We start from the raw sequence: 16,701 nt of genomic DNA on the forward strand, positions 1-16,701 counted from the left end.
AGGGCGCGATCGATGAAGGCTCTTGAGTGAAGGCTTGCCGATGAAAGGCTTCTGGCACGACGCCGTCGAGTTCTTCCCGATCCTGATGAGCGGCGTCGTGTTGACGATCGTCGTCACCATCGGCTCGCTACTGCTCTCGACGGTGCTCGGGCTGATCTGGGCGATGATGCGGGTCTCCGGCATCAAGGCGCTGTCGATGCTCAGCGCCAGCCTGATCAACGTGATCCGCGGCATCCCGATCATCGTGCTGCTGTTCTACCTCTACTTCGTGATGCCCGATCTCGGCGTCACGCTGTCGGCCTTGCAGGCCGCGATCCTCGGGCTTGGCATCGCCTATTCGGCCTATCAGGCTGAAAATTTCCGCGCCGGCATCGAGGCCATCGACAAGGGACAGATCGAGGCGGCGCAGTCGATCGGCATGGGCTGGTGGCTCACCATGCGCCGCGTGGTGCTGCCGCAGGCGGTGCGCATCGTGCTGCCGCCCTACGGCAACGTCATGATCATGATGCTGAAGGATTCGTCGCAGGCCTCGACCATCACGGTCGCCGAACTCGCGCTGCAAGGCAAGCTGATTGCGTCCTCGACGTTCAAGAACACCAACGTGTTCACGATGGTGGCGCTGATGTATCTCACCATGAGCATCCCGCTGATCCTGCTGGTCCGTCATTTCGAGAAGCGGGCGGGCAAGAAATGATCGAGCTCAACGACGTCCACAAGAGCTTCGGCAAGGTCGAGGTGCTCAAGGGCATCACGGCCTCCGTGCAGACGGGCGAGGTGGTCTGCATCATCGGTCCGTCAGGCTCCGGCAAGTCCACCATCCTGCGCTGCATCAACGGGCTCGAAAGCTACGACCGCGGCGAGATCAGCGTCGAGGGCCTGAAGGTCGATCGCGACGCGGCATCGATCGTTGCGATCCGCACCCAGGTCTCGATGGTGTTCCAGCGCTTCAACCTGTTCCCGCATCGCACAGCGCTCGAAAACGTCATCGAGGGGCCGCTCTTCGTGAAGAAGGAATCGCGGGTGCAGGCGTTCGAGCGCGGCCGCGCGCTGCTCGCCCGGGTCGGGCTTGCAGAGAAGGCAGACGTGCATCCGCCGCAGCTCTCCGGCGGCCAGCAGCAGCGCGTCGCGATTGCAAGGGCGCTGGCGATGCAGCCGAAGGCGATCCTGTTCGACGAGCCGACCTCGGCGCTCGATCCCGAGCTCGTCGGCGACGTCCTCGGCGTGATGCGCAAGCTTGCGGACGAGGGCATGACCATGGTGGTCGTCACCCACGAGATGGGCTTTGCCCGTGATGTCGCCGACCGCGTGCTGTTCATCGACGGCGGCGTCATTGTCGAGCAGGGGTCGGCCAAATCGGTGCTCAACCAACCCCAGCATCCGCGCACGCAGGATTTCCTGCGCCGCGTGCTGCATCCGCTCTGACCGGACCTCGCCATGACGCGCCTGCCTCTGCCGCCCTCGCTCTATGCCGACACTGCTGTCGCGCCGGTGGCCACGCCACCGCTCGATACGGACAGGAGCGTTTCGGTCGCGATCATCGGCGGTGGCTACACCGGCCTGTCCACCGCATTGCATCTGGCGGAGCAGGGCGTCGAGGCGCTGGTGCTGGAAGCGCAGGAGCCAGGCTGGGGCGCATCGGGTAACAATGGCGGCCACACCAATCCCGGCCTGAAGCACGACCCCGACCAGATCGAGGCCGATTTCGGCAGCGAGCTTGGCCGCCGCATGATCGACTTCGCCTACGGCACGACGAACTTCACGCATGATCTGATCCGCCGCTACCAAATCCCCTGCGAGGCCCGGCAGAACGGCACGCTGCGCGCGGCCTACAACGAAGCTAGCGCCGCCGCGATCGAAAAGACCGCGCAGCAATGCGTCGCCCGCGGCATGCCGGTAACCTATCTGAAGCGCGAGCAGCTGCGCGAGATGACCGGCAGCGACCGCTATATCGGCGCCATGCTCGACACGCGCGGTGGCGATCTGCATCCGCTCAGCTACGCCCGCGGCCTCGCGCGTGCGGCGATCTCGGCAGGCGCGAAGGTCCATGGCGAGACGCCGGCACTATCGCTCCGCCGCGACGGCAGCCGCTGGCGTATCGAGACGCCGCGCGCGGTCGTGCATGCCGACAAGGTGTTGCTCGCCACCAACGGCTTCACCGACGATCTGTGGCCCGCGCTCCGCCGCACCATCGTGCCGGTGTTTTCGTCGATCGCTGCGACGGCGCCACTCTCGGACGACGTCGCCCGCTCGATCATGCCGACGCGGCCCGTCCTCTACGAGAGCGGCCACATCACCGTCTATTACCGCATCGATCAGAACAACCGTCTGTTGATGGGCGGTCGTGGTCCGATGCGTTGGATCAACTCGCCGAACGACGTCGCCTATCTCATGCGTTACGCCGAGCGGCTGTGGCCGCAGCTCAAGGGCGTGGCCTGGACCCACGGCTGGAACAGCCGGCTCGCCATCACCGGGGATCATTACCCGCATGTGCACGAGCCCGCCGAAAGCATCCTGATCTCGCTCGGCTGCAACGGCCGCGGCGTCGCGCTCTCCACCGCGATGGGTGCCCAGCTCGCGCGCCGCCTGATCGGCGGCACCAAGGCCGAGATCGACATGCCCGTCACCGGCATCAAGCCGATCCCGATGCATGCGTTCTGGCCGGTCGGTGTGACGACCGCCGTGATTGCGGGCCGGGTGCGGGACCGGCTGGGGATCTAGCCTTAGCCTTCCGCCACCGCATCGGCCCAGGGCTGGAAAATCTCGACTGCGCCGGAATTCGTAACACCGTCGCGCATCACCACGCTCGGGCAGGCGAATTTTTGCGGCAAGGCCTGCACCCGGCTTTCTTCGTAGTCGAAGCGCGCGGCCAGTGTCTGGCGTATGTCCGCCGGCAGCCTGGCGTCGCCGATCACGACCGCGCCCTCGCTGGCGTCGATGCGCGGCTGATGGATGGCGGCATCGAGATCCATGCCGAAATCCATCGCAAAGGACACCAGCTGCATCACCGACGGCAGGATGCGGCGGCCGCCGGAGGCGCCGACCGCGAGACGCTTGCCGTCCCTGGTCTCGGCGATGACGGGCGTGTAGTTGCAGAGGCAGCGCTTGCCGGGCGCGAGCGAATTTGTGGTGCCCGGCGTCGGGTGGAACCACATGATGCCGTTGTTCATGGCGATGCCGGTGTGCGGCGTCACGTATTTCGAGCCGAACGACGACAGCAGCGTTTGCGTCACCGCGGCCATATTGCCGTGACGGTCGACGACGGAGAAGTGCGTGGTGCAGGCAGGCGCCAGATATTCGGCGCCGAGCGAGCGCTTGCCGTCGGCATCGCCCATGTCCTTGAGGCGCTCGCGGAAGGCTGCCTGCAAAGCGACTGCATATTCGGCATAGGCGTCGGCATCCGGCGCGCTTCCCGGCTTCAGGCTCTGCTGCAACAGGCGCAGCGCATGCGCCATGGTCGGTCCGGCCGTGAGCTCCGGCGTCGCGTACACCTTGCCGCCGCGATAGGGGATCGCCAGCGGCTCGCGCAGATGGCTGCGGAATGCGGCGAGATCTTCCACCGACAGCGAGCCGCCGTCGGCCTTGATGTCGGAGGCAATGCTCCTGGCGAGATCGCCCTGGTAGAAATCGCGGGGGCCGACCTCGGCGAGATGTGACAGCGTCGCCTTCAGCGTATCCTGCGGCAGCCGCGTCTCGGCCTTGATGCCCCATGGTGCGCTCGGCGGCAGGCCGTCCTTCAGGAACGCGGCTGCGCTGGCGGGATAGCGCCTGAGATCGGCGGCCGAGCCCGAGATCGTCACCGTGGTCCACCAATCGACTAGCAAGCCTTCACCGGCGAGCGCTGTGGCCGGCGCGACCAGATCCTTCCACGGCATCCTGGCGTAGCGGCGATGCGCTTCCTCCATGCCGGCGACGACGCCGGGCACGGCGACCGAGCCGGGGCCGTGGATGTTGCGATCGTCCTTCACCCGCTGCCAGGGAAACAGGTCGGACGCCGCGCCTTCTCCGCTGAGCGGATAGTCGGCGGCGCGCAGGCTCTGCGGCGCGCACATGCCATAGTCGATCACCTCGGTGCGATTTTCCTTGGCGCGGTAGAGCACCATCGCGCCGCCGCCGCCGATGCCGCTATTCCAGGGCTCCAGCACGTTCAGCGCAAAGGTCGTCGCGACGATCGCGTCCACGCAGTCGCCGCCCGCCGCCAGCACCTGCGCCCCCACTTCGGCCGCCCGCCGCGACTGCGAGGCGACGATGCCACCCTTGGATGTAACGGCGGATTTGCGGACGGTTTGGTTGAGGCTGAATTGATGAGGCATGATGTCGCTGAACTCTGTCGTGGCTTCGTTGCGCTGATGTTGGCACGCCGCAATTGGCGGAGCGCGCGAAGAATGGCACATTGCCGCCAACGAGAACATCCAAAGGGAGACGCGACATGGCAGGTGTGAAACAGGCGCGGGATGGTGCGGTCGGGATTCTGACGCTCGACGAGCCGGCAAGCCTGAATGCGATGACGCCGGACCTGCTCGGCGCGCTCGCTGCCGCCGTCGCCGAGATGACCGGGGATGAGGGCATTCGCGCTCTGGTGTTGACAGGTGCGGGGCGCGGATTTTGCTCGGGACAGAATTTGAAGGCATCGGAGGCGCTCGGCGAGGACATCGCCGCCGGTGTCATGCGCTTCTACTGGCCGGCTTTCAAAGCGTTGCGTGAATGTCGCGTCCCCGTGCTGGTCGCCGTCAACGGCGTTGCGGCCGGTGGCGGCTTCAGTCTCGCAATGGCCGGCGACGTCATTGTTGCGGCGCGGTCGGCGAGCTTCATCCAGGTGTTCAGCCGCATCGCATTGGTGCCCGACCTTGGCTCGACCTGGCTGTTGCCGCGGCTTGTCGGCCGGCAGCGTGCGCTCGAGCTGATGCTGCTCAACGAGCCGTTGACGGCCGAACGTGCGCAGGAGATCGGACTGGTGCGGCAGGTCGTCGACGATGCCAAGCTGATGGACGAGGCGTTGGCGCTGGCGCGGCGTCTTGCTGACGGGCCGACGCGCGCTTTGGTCGCAACCCGTGCGCTGGTCGAGGAGAGCGAGCACGCGACCTACGAGGCGCAATTCCGCCGCGAGATCGAGCTTCAGGCCACCATCCGCAAAAGCGCCGACGCTGTCGAAGGCCGCAATGCCTTTGTCGAGAAGCGCAAGGCGAAGTTTACGGGCAAGTGAGGTCGGGCACGCTTTCCCTGCTCGTCATGCCCGGGCTTGACCCGCCTGCGCGGCCGAAGCCGCTTCGGCGCGGCAAAGGCCCGGGCATCAACGTCTTCGTTTGCGCGCCACAAGAACGTGGATGGCCGGGACAAGCCCGGCCATGACGACGGAGAGACAGAACTCAGCGAGAAAAGAACGAAACCGCCGCCCTCAGCGCCCGCGGGTCACCCGGCTGGCCTGATACTTGGCGTGCCATTTCGGGCCGGGGCCGCGCATGTAGTGCAGCTCGGGGCGGTAGGGGTTGCCCGCGATCCGCACCAGCTTCTGCCATTTGCTGGCGACGAAGGTGAGGGGCTGGCAGAGCAGGGTCAATGAAGCGAACAGCACGGCATCACCTCAATGCGGCTTGCCGAGCATGGCGGTGAAGGGGAGGTCGAACAGATCCTCGCCGTCGGAGCCGCTGACATGGATCACCCAGTCGCGCCAATCTTCGCCGCCGGGCGTCTGGATCATCGAGTTCATGATCTGGGCGGCACGGTCACGCGCTTCGGTCAGGCTGGCCACCGCGGTGCCGCTGCGATCGATCAGCGTGCCGTCGGTATTGGAGCAGTGAAAGTACACCTGGACCATATGCGTCTCCTATTGGGAGCGATTGGGATGGCAAACTGATACCACCCGAGGCCTTCGCGAAACATTCGGGACGAACCCGGTAAGGGAATTTACGGAGATTGGTCGGCACCAGGACCCCTGCGGGTTTGATCACAGGGGGGTGATGATCAACTGGACGGCATTCCCGTGACATGGAACAACTTTGGACGGAAAGTCCGGAGACCGCCGTGAACCACCTCACATCCTGGTGTGAACGCCGAAGCTTGTTTGCGGCGGTCGTCGCAGGAGTGCTGCTCGGTTTTGCCCCGGGAGCCTCCTCCGAATTGGTGAGGAAAAGCGGCTATGCCATCGGCACCGAGACCTGCGGCAGCGGCGATCTCGCCTTTCCCCGAGTCCAGATCGACATGAAGGCGGGATTCTGCGCCGGTCTCGTCGCCAGCGAAGAGGACCAGCTGAAATTTCCGCGCGCGATCGTCCAGGTGCCCGGCCGCGACCTGTTCGTGGTCGCCGACATGGGCGGCTGGGGCCACACCGATGGACGGCTGTTGCTGCTCGATCCGCGCGCGCCCCAAGGCCAGCGCTTCAAGCAATTGCTGACAGGCATCGAGTATCCGTTCGGCCTGGTGATCGGGCCGGACAAGAAGCTCTATGCCTCGACCTCCGAGACGATCTTCCGCTTTGATCCGCTCGCCGAGGATCCGCGTGGCACGGTCGAGACCATCATCCGCCACATGCCCGGGCGCCGGATCACATTGCCCGACGGCACCAAAATCGACGAGAGCGCTCATCCGCTCAAGCAGTTCGTCTTTGATAAAAATGGGCGGCTTTTCGTCAATATCGGCTCGCACAGCGACGGCTGCATTACGCCGGCGCCAATCACCAGGCCTTGCGCAGCGGCTGAGGGCGCATCCGCGATGGCCTCGATCTGGCTGTTCACGCCGCCCGCGGGCGGCGTCTTCCCGGCGTTGACCCCAAAAGATCCCGATCCGCCGCACACCGTCTATGCGCGCGGCCTGCGCAATTCGATGGCGCTGGCGCTGCATCCGAATTTTCCCGATGCCGGCTACGCCTTCCTGCAAGGCGAGAACGGCCGCGACCTGCCCGACATCTTCAAGCCGAACGAGGAGATCAACGTGGTCGAGCAGGGCAGGCATTATGGCTGGCCCTATTGCTCCGACCTGTCGACGCCGAGCCCCGAATTCAGGAGCGTGCTGCAATCCGGCGTCTACAAATCGCTCTGCACAGCGAATGCGCTCTACAAGCCGCCGTTCTCATTGATGCCGCCGCACAGCGCGCCGCTCGCAATGCTCTATTATCACGGCGCGAAATTTCCGGAGCTGGAAGGTAAGCTCGTGGTCGGCCTGCACGGCTATCGCCCGACCGGCAGCCGCGTCATCGTCTACGACGTCGACGACCACGGTTTACCCAAGCCTGCTCCGGCGCCGGTGCGCTATCACGTCAGTTGCGCGGCCGACCCGACCCACAGTTTCCAGACCGATGCCGGCGATGTCGCCGCCGCGCCGTTCGAGGAGCTGATCGCAGGCTGGCACCGCGTCAACGGCGCGCGGCCGCAAGGTGCTCCGGTCGGCATGACGGTTGCCCAGGACGGTGCGATCTGGCTGGTCGAGGACAAGAACCAGACCGTGATCCGCATCGATCGGGCCGCCGGCGATCCGCCGGCGCCGCTCCCCTGCGACACGCGCAGCCAGGCGATCATCGATCAACTCGCGGCGTTCGTTGCGCAAGACGCGCAAAACAGCATCCGCCTCACCTCCCTGCGCAAGGGCCTCGTCGAGAAGCATTGCGTCGGCTGCCACTCGGACTTTGGCCTGAAGCCAGGGCAGTCGGACGCGGAGAAGGACAAGACCGTGCTGCGCTTCATGCTCTCGCAGGACGGCTGGATCTATCCCGGCGATCCCGATGCCGGCAGATTGCGCACGCGGCTGCGCGGTCTCGGCGCGGAGAAGCTGATGCCGCCGGGCGGCGAACGCCTGCCCAAGACCGAGCCCGGTTATGCGCGCCTGCTCGATACCGCGGACCTTCTCGTTGCCAAAATGGTCCCGGGCACGCGGATGCGGATCAAGCCTGGCCCGCCTCAGCGCAAGTTTGTCAGCAAATCCAACAAGGAATGCGGCGAAATACCGGCCAGTAAGGTCGTCGTCGTGACACAAAGGAGCGCTGTAGACAAACCCGGCTTCAGCCGATTCTTCCGGCCGGCCGATCCCTATCTGAATGGCGAGTGCAGCGACGACGATGGCTATTACATCCGGCAGGAATTTCTGGTGCCTGTGCAGTAGCGTTCTTCTCGTCATCGCGGCATCGCCGGCCCGAGCGGAAACCAAGCTGTTCGAAAGCGTGCAGGTGACGCCTTCAGGCGAATACACCTTCGGCATCGAAGGGCCGGCCGCCGATCTCGACGGCAATCTCTTCGTGGTCAATTTCGGCAAGGCTGGCGCGATCGGCAAGCTGCCGGTGGGCGGTACGGCGTCAGAGCCATTCACGGCACTGCCCGAGGGCAGCGTCGGCAACGCCATCCGCTTCGCGCGCGACGGCACCATGTTCATCGCCGACTACAAGAAGCATAACATCTTCGCGATCCCGAAGGGTGCGACCGAGCCCGTCGTCTGGTTTCATTCCGACGAGATGAACCAGCCCAACGACATCACGGTTGCCCGCGACGGCACGATCTATGCGAGCGATCCGAACTGGAAGGGCCGGGAAGGCCACATCTGGCGCATCGCGAAAGCCGCCGATGGGTCGGCGCAGGGGCAAGTGATGGCGGCGCCGCGGGCGATGGGCACGACCAACGGCATCGACCTCAGCCCCGACGGCAAGACACTCTATGTCAGCGAGTCCAGCAGCGGGCAGATCTGGTCCTACAGCATCAACGGCAACGAGCTCGCCGACGCAAAAATGCTCAAGGCATTCCAGCCCGACACCGTCGACGGCCTGCGCACCGACGTAGCCGGCCGCCTCTACGTTGCGCGCATCCTCAAGGGCACGGTCGCGCTGATGAAGCCCAATGGCGCCGTGGAGCGCGAGATTGCAACGAAGGGCAAGGAGCCGACCAACATCGCCTTCGGCGGCAGCGACGGCAAGACCGTTTTCGTCACCCAGCGCCAGGGCGGCTTCATCGAGGCCTTCCGCACCGACCAGCAGGGCCGCGAGCACTGCCTCCAGCGCGGGCGCTGCTAGATCATCGACGCGATCTGCTTCCGGCGCAGGGCGGTGCGACAGGGGCGGCACTCTTCTTGCTTGCGTCTGGCCGCCGCAGAGACCAAGACTTCTGCGGTTGAGCCCATGCGACCACGGAGTGTTTGAGTGAAAGCCGTCCATACCGAACTGCACCGCAGCCACGATCCGCAATTCTTCCTGGTTCGTGGCGTCGTCAAGCGCACCACCGAGCAGCCTGAGCGCGCCGACCGGCTGCTCAAGGGATTGAAGGACGGCAAGCATCAATTGGTCGAGCCGACCACATTCGGGCAGGGGCCGCGCGCACGCATTCACAGCCCGGAATATCTGTCGTTCCTGAGCGAGGCCTGGGACGCCTGGACTGCGCTCGGCGATTCCGGACCGGAGATGATCGGCAACATCCATCCGGTGCGCCACGCTGCGACCTATCCGACCCATATCGTCGGCAAGCTCGGCTGGCACACCGCGGACACCGCCGCGCCGATCGGCCCCGGCACCTGGGCCGCGGCGTGCGCTGCGACCGACGTTGTGGTCACCGCCGCGCAGATGGTGATGGACGGCGAGGATTCGGTCTATGCGCTTTGCCGTCCGCCCGGCCATCACGCCTACCACGATATGGCCGGCGGCTTCTGCTTCCTCAACAACAGCGCGATCGCTGCGGCGCATCTGCGAACCAAGCATGAGCGCGTCGTGATCCTCGACGTCGACGTCCATCACGGCAACGGCACGCAAGGCATTTTCTACGCGCGGCCCGATGTCTACACGGTGTCGATCCACGCCGATCCCGTCGCTTACTATCCGTATGTTTGGGGCTACGCGCACGAGCGCGGCGAGGGCCCGGGCCTTGGCGCGAATCTCAACATCCCCCTGGCCATCGGCACCGGCGATGACGGCTACATGCAGGCAATGGACGTCGCGCGCAAGGCGATCGAGTCCTTTGCGCCCGGCGCGCTCGTCATCGCCCTCGGTCTCGACGCCTCCGAGCACGATCCGCTCAAGGGATTGGCCGTCACCACACCCGGCTTCCGTCGCATCGGCCAGGCCATTGCGAAGCTGGGCCTGCCGACCGTGTTCGTGCAGGAGGGCGGTTATCTCTCGGATATTCTCGGCGCGAACTTGACCTCGGTGCTGGCCGGATTCGAAGAGGCGCGGTGATGGCTGGCTCTTAACCTCTCCCCGCTTGCGGGGAGAGGTCGGAATTTGCGTCAGCAAATTCCGGGTGAGGGGGTACAGGTCTCACGATGGATCTCACGCGTGGAGAGAGCCCCTCACCCCAACCCTCTCCCCGTAAGAACGGGGCGAGGGAGTAGACCTCCCGCGCTCTACTCCTTGAACAAGATCTGCTCCAGCAGATCCATCCGTCTGATCCGGATGGTGCTGCCGTCGATGGCGATGATGCGGCGGTTCTGGAAGCGCTTCAGCATCATCGTGACCCATTGCCGGGTCGACCCGACCATGGCGGCGATCTGGTCATGGGTGATCTTGCGGTTGATGACGACGGTGTCGCCGTCGGCCGTGCCATGCAACTCCGACAGCGTGAGCAGGAACTGCGCCAGCCGCTCGATCACCGAGCGCGTGCCGAGGATCTGCGCCATCGAAGAGTAGCACTTGCCCTTGGCGATGAGGCCGTCGATCAAGGCCAGCGCAAAGTGCGGCATTCTCGTCAACAGCTTCTCGAGCGCGGGGCCGGACAGCGCGGTGATCTCGCAGGCCTCGATGGCGATGCCGGACCACATGTGAATGCCGCCGCCCGATATCTCCGGGCCTCCGATGAAATGCCCGGGCGTCCAATAAGCGAGCGTGATCTCGCGCCCCGACGGTGCGGTGTAGTAGACCCGCACCTGCCCGCGGCGGATGATGAAGATGCCGTCGTGGCCGTCGCCCTGGCTGAACACCATCTCGCCCTGCGGCACCGTGATCGTGCGGCCGGCCGCGTGTACGCGCGATTGTTCCGGCGCCGACAGGCGATCGAGGAAATGCGCGCCGGTGTTCAGTCCGTCGATCGTCTCGCTCATGAACAACGCCGAGCTTGCGGTCTTCGTGCGCGTTCCGGAGACCGGCCGCGTCTTCTCGCGATCGGCCCAGTCGAACGGAACGCCCGGGTGAGGCCGGTCGGCGAAAGCGGCAGGCCCGGTCGCAGCAGCGTCCTTGAGTATGGTCATCGCAATCCGTCAGCTCTCAGATGTCTTTGCGAATAGGTAAGAGCGGCGGTGGCGCGATGTCCATCTCTTTGCGATCGTTCCAAATCACTTAGCAAAGCTTGATGCGCGCACCGACCGCCGGCGAAACGATTCCTCTGTGGATCGCTTCATCCCGAGAAAATCCTTTGCGCCGTTACGCCGCGGATTCATGACGCGGGCGCGATGCAAGTAATTGCTTCAAGCGGCGAGCGGCGCCTTCGATACTGCCGGCTCGCGTCGCTGCCGGCGTAGGCCCGGCCTCCGAGGACAGTTCGATGATCGATTTCAGCTCTTTGAGAATGAGTGCGGCCGTCATGGCAATGACCGTCGCCATGTTCGGATCGTCGCAGGCGGAGACGATCCGCGTGGCGGTTGGAACGCAGGATACGACCATCAATTGCGCGACCGGCGGGCTGCTCATTCGCGAGCTCAAGCTGCTGGAGAAGTTCCTGCCTCATGACGGCAAGTACAAGGATGTCACCTACGACATCCAGTGGAAGAATTTTACGAGCGGCGCGCCACTCACCAATGAGATGGTCGCGGGCAAGCTCGACTTCGGCGCGATGGCGGATTTTCCGGGCTCGTTGAACGGCGTGGCCTTCCAGAAGGCGGGGCGCCGTAGTCTCTTCATCAGCGTGTTGTCTGGCAGCACCAAGGGCAGCGGCAACGGCATCGTGGTTCCCTCGAATTCGCCGGTGCAGTCGATCGACGAGCTCAAGGGCAAGACCATCTCCGTTCCCTTTGCCTCGACCTCGCACGGCATGCTGCTTCGTGCCATCGAGGCCAAGGGCTGGAATCCCGAGACCGACGTCAACATCATCACGCAGGCGCCCGAGGTTGCGGGGCCGGCCTTGCAGGCCAACAAGATCGAGGCGCATGCCGACTTCGTCCCGTTCGCCGAGCTGTTCCCGTGGCGCGGCTTCGCGCGCAAGATTTTTGATGGTTCGCAGGCCAACGCACCGACGTTCCACGGCGGGCTGGTTGATGCCGAATACGCCGAAAAATATCCGGAGATCGTCGTCGCCTATCTGCGCGCCGCGCTCGAGGCGGATCGCCTGATCGCGGAAGAGCCGGAGAAATACAGCGAGCTGATCGCAAAGGTCACCGGCATCGAGGCCGAGGTCGACTATCTCTTCCATGGTCCGCTCGGACTCCAGACCCGCGACATCACCTGGAAGCCGGAGTACCGCCAGGCTGTTGCGACTTCGATCAAGACACTCAAATTGCTCAAGCGCGCGGACAGCGATCTCGACATCAACCAGTTCGTCACCGACAAGTTCATCAAGATTGCCGCCGCGCAGGCGGGTCGCGATTATGATGCCGAGCTGAAGAACTATGCGCAGCTTCCGCTCAAAGCCAAGGACGCAGCGACGGGCGCCGAGATCAGCGATTTCACGCGTGTCGCACAGATCTGGGTCAAGGATGAACCCCGGGTGCGCCACTACGCGTCGCCCGAGAACGCGTTGAAGGCGCTCGCCGGCCTCGAGAAGGATGGCAAGACCATCCGCGTCGTCTACGCGCAGGATCGCGAGACCGGCATCAAGCTGTTCGCAAACCAGGCCTGGTTCGTGCGGTCGTCACAGGGCGAGCTGAGCGCGTTCCTGCTCAAGCAGGCGGCCGAGGGCTGGTCGAAGCAAAACGGCGGCACGGTGCTCGACTTCGCAGGCGCGCGCGAGTCCCTCGTCGCGAGCCGGTGAAGCCATGGCGACCGCTGTCCAGACGCGGCCGGTCGGCGTTCGATGGCTGGTCCGCGGCCTTTCGATCCTTGCTTGCATCGCCGTGTGGCAGGTTGCCTCAGTGACGCATGCCAATCTCGGCATCATCACCTTCCGCAACGTACCGCCGCCGAGCGAGGTCGTTCAGTCCGCCATCGCCCTGCTTCGTTCGCCGAAACTGGCGGCGCATATCACCAGTAGCCTCTGGCGGGTGTTCGCAGGCTACGGAGCAGCGGCCGTGATCGGCGTGATCCTGGGTTTCGCGATCGGCCGGTCGCGCGCGGCGAGCGACTTCTTGCTGCCGCCGCTCGAATTGCTGCGGCCGATTCCTGCGGTGGCGTGGATCCCGCTGTCGATCCTGATGTTTCCGTCGTCAGAACTGTCGATGATCTACATCACCTTCATCGGCGCCTTGTTTCCGATCGTGCTGAACACTGTCCACGGCGTTGCGAATGTCGACCGCCGGCTGGTTGCCTCCGCGCGCAGCCTGGGTGCGGGGGAGTTGGCGATCCTGGCCGAGGTCGTGCTGCCGGATGCTGCGCCCAGCATCGTCACGGGCCTTGCGATCGGCATGGGCACCTCGTGGTTCTGCCTCGTCACCGCCGAGATGATCTCGGGCCAGTTCGGCATCGGCTACTACACCTGGGAAGCCTACACGCTCCAGAACTATGCCGACATCATCGTCGGCATGCTGATCATCGGCCTGCTCGGCATGGGCTCGAGCTGGCTGTTGACCACGGCCGGCCGGCTCCTGATGCCCTGGCGTAGCCCGAAGGTGGCGCGATGAACATCCGGGTCGCGGATATCGGCACGAAGAGCGTCGGTCGCATCGACATCGCCGATGTCTCGATTTCGCTCGGCGCGGGCAGCGATGCCTTCGAAGCGGTGAGCAGCCTCGATGCCACGATCGCGCCGGGCGAACTCGTCTGCATCCTCGGCCCCTCCGGTTGCGGCAAGTCCACGCTGCTCGGCGCGCTGGCCGGGCATCTGCCTGTGACGGCCGGTCGACTCACGGTTGACGGACAGACGGTTCAGGGGCCGAGCCCCGATCGCGGCATGGTGTTTCAGCAGCATACGCTGTTTCCCTGGAAGCGCGTGCGCGACAACGTGGCCTTCGGCCCGAAGATGCGTGGCTTGGCGAAGAAGGAGCGTGATCGCGCCGCCGACGCCATCCTCAAACTGGTCGGCCTCTCCGGCTTCGAGACGTTCTACCCTGCGCAGCTATCGGGCGGCATGCAGCAGCGCGTCGAAATCGCGCGCGTCCTGATCAACCAGCCGCGCGTGCTGCTGATGGACGAGCCGTTCGGCGCACTGGACGCGCAGACGCGCGGCATGATGCAGGAGGTCCTGCTCGACATCTGGAGCACGATCCCGACCACCACGGTCTTCGTCACCCACGATATCGACGAGGCACTGTTCCTCGCCGATCGCATCGTCGTGATGAGTGCTAGACCCGGCCGGGTGATCGAGGACATCCGGCTGCCTTTTGCCCGACCGCGCAGCCATGATCTCGTGACCGAACCCGAATTCGTGCGCCTGAAGCGTCATGTCATGCAGCTGCTGCGACAGCCGGACGGCAGCGAGCCGCTCGCGCGGCTCAGTCCGCTCGGCGTGACACCTTAAAACATGCCGCTCGCCGCGAGTGCCCTGCAGACATGCTGCATCTCAATCTCATCCGCGACCATGTCGAGCATGACAGTGGTCAGGCCCTTCGCCGCGAACTCCTTCAGCTTCGCGCCGATCTCTTCATGGCTCCCGACGAGATAGGGGCAGTCGGCCTGGAAGGTGAGGTACGGCAGCAGCCAATAGCCGTTGTCCGCGAGCTCGCCGCTCTGGCCTTCATAAAGGCGGCGTTTCCAGACGGAGTCGCTGTTCTCCACGGTGAGCGCGAGCAGCTCGCGATCGTCGGCGTCGTCGCGGAAGCGTGCCTTCGCCGCCTTCCGCGCTTCGTCACGGCTCTCGCGGGCGAAAATGCCAAAGTTCATCCCGGGCGCGTTGAGGCCGCGATCGAGATCGGGCGGCAGCATCTGCATCTTGATGCAGCCGGTCTCCTTCGCCACCCTCTGCGCCGCCTCCGACTGGCCCGCGATCAGGAATTCGGGCATCAGCTCCGCCGGCAGTCGCGGCCGAAGCTGGAGATTGTTTGCGCGGTAGAACCGGCCCTCGACATTCACCGGCCGCGGGCTGGCCAGCAACTGGCGCATCAGCGCCACGAACTCGCCGAGCCGGACATAGCGGTCGGCATGCGATTGCTCGTCGCCGAGCCCCTGCAGATCGCTGACCGCAGTCCCTGTGATCATGTTGAGATAGACCTTGCGGCCGTGCAGCTGAGCAAAGGACGAGACGAATTTCGCCGCCGTGAACGGATGCATGTAGACCGGATTGACCGCGATCAACGGCGACGATCGCGTCGTCGCGGCGATGATGTGCTGGGCCATCGCCCATGGCTCGACGAACACGTCGTTGCCTTCGAACAGCAGAATGCCTTCGAAGCCGTTGCGGTCGGCGAACTGCGCCACCCGCATCAGCTCGCCGACATATTTGTTGGGATCGCGGTTGCGCGAGATCGCGGGAAAGACGCGCAGCCGCGGCGCCGTCATTCCGCCGCTTCCTGGAGCGGCCAGGCATTGCGGGCGATAAGCAGGCCGCCGGTCGCGCGGGAGCCGTCGGCGATCGCGAGGCGATGCGAAGGCGAGGGCGAGCACAGCGAGAATCGCCACGCGTCCGGATCATCGGCGATATCGGGCTTGAAGCTGATCTCGATGGCCTCGCGCGACACCTGCATCGCGAAGGCGTCGAGCGGCAGATTGAGTCCAAAGCCCCTCGCCTTCAGATAGGCCTCCTTGAGCGTCCAATAGTCGAAGAAGCGCTCGATTGCGGCGGGCTCTGGCAGTCCGCGCAAGGTTTCGACCTCCTCCGGCGCGAAGAAGCGAAGCGCAGTGGACAGTGGCGCCACCCTCCGCGACACCGTCTCGACATCGACCCCGACGGTCTCGTGTTTCGATACGACGCAGGCAACGCAGCCGTCGGCATGGGACAGGCTGAAATGCAGTGGCGTCGAGGTCCTGGGTGATGCGACATACGGCCGCCCGTAACGGCCGGCCGCAAACGACCAGTCGGACGGCGCGACATTGGGCGCGGCCTGCGATAACGCCAGGCGCAGCATCGCGTGTGCGAAAATATATTGCCGCCGATGCCGCTCGAACATGAAGCGGTCGGCGCGGATCCGTTCGTCGACCGAGAGCAGGCGTCGGCAGGCATCGACCGTGCCCGGCGCGTCAATGGTCGAGATCAGTCCGACAAAGAGTTCAATTCTGTCGTCTGCCATCAATTGGGCCCATGGCATCGGGTGGAGACGAAGTCCCCGGTCCCGACGGAAGAAGAAATTGAGCAAGAATCAACTGAGCGGACCGCTTCTAGCGGTCCACCCGGGCAATTTCTTGTCGATTTGCAGGCCGGTTTACAGGCGCAAGCTTGTGCGAGACCCCAACTCGACGAGCGAGCGGCCCATATCCGAAAAATGAAGCCTGAAGATTCGTGCGGCGTCCCGGCCGACGAGCCTTACTTCTTCTTCTTGGCTTTCTTCGATCCGCCCAGCACCGAAAGGCTGGCGTCGACGTCCTTGAGCGCGGACTGGAGCTTCTTCTTCTCGGCGCCCAGCAGCTTTAGCAAGGCCTTGCGGTCCTTGTCGCTCAACGAGGTGCCCTTGGTAAATTTGACGAAGCCCATAATAACACTCCCCCGGTTGAAAATACGTCCAAATCAAAAACGCAGGAATAATGTTGCGCGCCGGCGGCAAATAATCAAGCTGCAACTGGATCAT

The 16,701-nt window shown here is 64.7% G+C and carries 18 protein-coding genes; 10 read left to right on the forward strand and 8 right to left on the reverse strand.

Translation table 11 applies throughout. The features are described from left to right. Positions 1–40: 40 nt before the first annotated feature. Genes AB7532_RS06815 through AB7532_RS06825 form a run of 3 tightly spaced genes read left to right on the forward strand, consistent with a single transcriptional unit; the run spans position 41 to position 2,718 of the window. The gene (locus AB7532_RS06815; protein ID WP_151643737.1) at positions 41–694 is read left to right on the forward strand and encodes an amino acid ABC transporter permease; all 654 of its coding nucleotides are present in this window, start codon (positions 41–43) and stop codon (positions 692–694) included. Continuing rightward, positions 691–1,422 carry an amino acid ABC transporter ATP-binding protein gene (locus tag AB7532_RS06820; protein ID WP_441234039.1) on the forward strand — a complete coding sequence of 244 codons (732 nt, stop codon included), beginning with the start codon at positions 691–693 and terminating at the stop codon, positions 1,420–1,422. The genes AB7532_RS06815 and AB7532_RS06820 overlap by 4 nt, the downstream gene beginning before the upstream one ends. A gap of 12 nt (positions 1,423–1,434) precedes the next feature. Next, complete coding sequence (locus AB7532_RS06825; protein ID WP_441234040.1) at positions 1,435–2,718, forward strand: NAD(P)/FAD-dependent oxidoreductase; 1,284 nt, start codon at positions 1,435–1,437, stop codon at positions 2,716–2,718. Between the two features lie 2 nt (positions 2,719–2,720). Here the strand turns inward: AB7532_RS06825 and AB7532_RS06830 are convergent, their stop codons facing one another. Continuing rightward, the gene (locus AB7532_RS06830) at positions 2,721–4,310 is read right to left on the reverse strand and encodes a gamma-glutamyltransferase family protein (RefSeq protein WP_441234041.1); all 1,590 of its coding nucleotides are present in this window, start codon (positions 4,308–4,310) and stop codon (positions 2,721–2,723) included. A gap of 116 nt (positions 4,311–4,426) precedes the next feature. Between AB7532_RS06830 and AB7532_RS06835 the strand changes: the two genes are divergently transcribed. Next, entirely contained in the window at positions 4,427–5,200 is a 774-nt protein-coding gene (locus tag AB7532_RS06835) for an enoyl-CoA hydratase-related protein (protein ID WP_441234042.1), read from the forward strand. A 192-nt stretch (positions 5,201–5,392) separates the two neighbouring features. On the opposite strand, the gene AB7532_RS06840 is transcribed toward AB7532_RS06835, so the two are convergent. Both AB7532_RS06840 and AB7532_RS06845 read right to left on the reverse strand, forming a co-directional pair. Then, positions 5,393–5,569: a hypothetical protein gene (locus tag AB7532_RS06840; RefSeq protein WP_441234043.1), complete on the reverse strand. Its 177-nt coding sequence runs from the start codon at positions 5,567–5,569 to the stop codon at positions 5,393–5,395. 9 nt (positions 5,570–5,578) lie between these two features. Next, entirely contained in the window at positions 5,579–5,812 is a 234-nt protein-coding gene (locus tag AB7532_RS06845) for a DUF6894 family protein (protein WP_441234044.1), read from the reverse strand. 206 nt (positions 5,813–6,018) lie between these two features. On the opposite strand from AB7532_RS06845, the gene AB7532_RS06850 reads away from it, so the two are divergent. The 3 genes from AB7532_RS06850 (at position 6,019) to AB7532_RS06860 (ending at position 10,138) form a co-directional block, all read left to right on the forward strand. Further along, a complete protein-coding gene (locus AB7532_RS06850) occupies positions 6,019–8,088 on the forward strand; it encodes a PQQ-dependent sugar dehydrogenase (RefSeq protein WP_441234045.1) in 2,070 nt (689 codons plus the stop codon). Continuing rightward, a complete protein-coding gene (locus AB7532_RS06855; RefSeq protein WP_441234046.1) occupies positions 8,045–8,986 on the forward strand; it encodes an SMP-30/gluconolactonase/LRE family protein in 942 nt (313 codons plus the stop codon). The genes AB7532_RS06850 and AB7532_RS06855 overlap by 44 nt, the downstream gene beginning before the upstream one ends. A 126-nt stretch (positions 8,987–9,112) precedes the next feature. After that, positions 9,113–10,138 carry a histone deacetylase family protein gene (locus AB7532_RS06860; protein WP_441234047.1) on the forward strand — a complete coding sequence of 342 codons (1,026 nt, stop codon included), beginning with the start codon at positions 9,113–9,115 and terminating at the stop codon, positions 10,136–10,138. A gap of 167 nt (positions 10,139–10,305) precedes the next feature. Here the strand turns inward: AB7532_RS06860 and AB7532_RS06865 are convergent, their stop codons facing one another. Both AB7532_RS06865 and AB7532_RS06870 read right to left on the reverse strand, forming a co-directional pair. After that, positions 10,306–11,145 carry a Crp/Fnr family transcriptional regulator gene (locus AB7532_RS06865; RefSeq protein ID WP_441234048.1) on the reverse strand — a complete coding sequence of 280 codons (840 nt, stop codon included), beginning with the start codon at positions 11,143–11,145 and terminating at the stop codon, positions 10,306–10,308. A gap of 172 nt (positions 11,146–11,317) precedes the next feature. Then, complete coding sequence (locus AB7532_RS06870; RefSeq protein WP_441234049.1) at positions 11,318–11,497, reverse strand: hypothetical protein; 180 nt, start codon at positions 11,495–11,497, stop codon at positions 11,318–11,320. Here AB7532_RS06870 and AB7532_RS06875 point away from each other — a divergent pair. The 3 genes from AB7532_RS06875 to AB7532_RS06885 are packed head-to-tail and all read left to right on the forward strand — an operon-like array spanning position 11,478 to position 14,501. Continuing rightward, positions 11,478–12,860, forward strand: a complete 1,383-nt coding sequence (locus AB7532_RS06875) for an ABC transporter substrate-binding protein (protein WP_441234050.1) — start codon at positions 11,478–11,480, stop codon at positions 12,858–12,860. The two genes, AB7532_RS06870 and AB7532_RS06875, sit on opposite strands and share 20 nt — an antisense overlap. A gap of 4 nt (positions 12,861–12,864) precedes the next feature. Then, positions 12,865–13,665 (forward strand): ABC transporter permease, encoded by an 801-nt coding sequence (locus tag AB7532_RS06880; protein ID WP_441234051.1) that lies wholly within the window; start codon positions 12,865–12,867, stop codon positions 13,663–13,665. Next, a complete protein-coding gene (locus tag AB7532_RS06885; protein WP_441234052.1) occupies positions 13,662–14,501 on the forward strand; it encodes an ABC transporter ATP-binding protein in 840 nt (279 codons plus the stop codon). The genes AB7532_RS06880 and AB7532_RS06885 overlap by 4 nt, the downstream gene beginning before the upstream one ends. On the opposite strand, the gene AB7532_RS06890 is transcribed toward AB7532_RS06885, so the two are convergent. The 3 genes from AB7532_RS06890 to AB7532_RS06900 all read right to left on the reverse strand — a co-directional run bounded on the left by AB7532_RS06890 (position 14,498) and on the right by AB7532_RS06900 (position 16,607). Beyond that, the gene (locus tag AB7532_RS06890; protein WP_441234053.1) at positions 14,498–15,478 is read right to left on the reverse strand and encodes an LLM class flavin-dependent oxidoreductase; all 981 of its coding nucleotides are present in this window, start codon (positions 15,476–15,478) and stop codon (positions 14,498–14,500) included. The genes AB7532_RS06885 and AB7532_RS06890 overlap by 4 nt on opposite strands. Then, complete coding sequence (locus AB7532_RS06895) at positions 15,475–16,206, reverse strand: 4'-phosphopantetheinyl transferase family protein (protein ID WP_441234054.1); 732 nt, start codon at positions 16,204–16,206, stop codon at positions 15,475–15,477. Before AB7532_RS06895 ends, AB7532_RS06890 begins: the two co-directional genes overlap by 4 nt. A 233-nt stretch (positions 16,207–16,439) precedes the next feature. Then, positions 16,440–16,607: a hypothetical protein gene (locus tag AB7532_RS06900; RefSeq protein WP_441234055.1), complete on the reverse strand. Its 168-nt coding sequence runs from the start codon at positions 16,605–16,607 to the stop codon at positions 16,440–16,442. Positions 16,608–16,701 lie beyond the last annotated feature (94 nt).

Source organism: Bradyrhizobium sp. 930_D9_N1_4 (assembly GCF_052076015.1).
Lineage (GTDB): Bacteria > Pseudomonadota > Alphaproteobacteria > Rhizobiales > Xanthobacteraceae > Bradyrhizobium.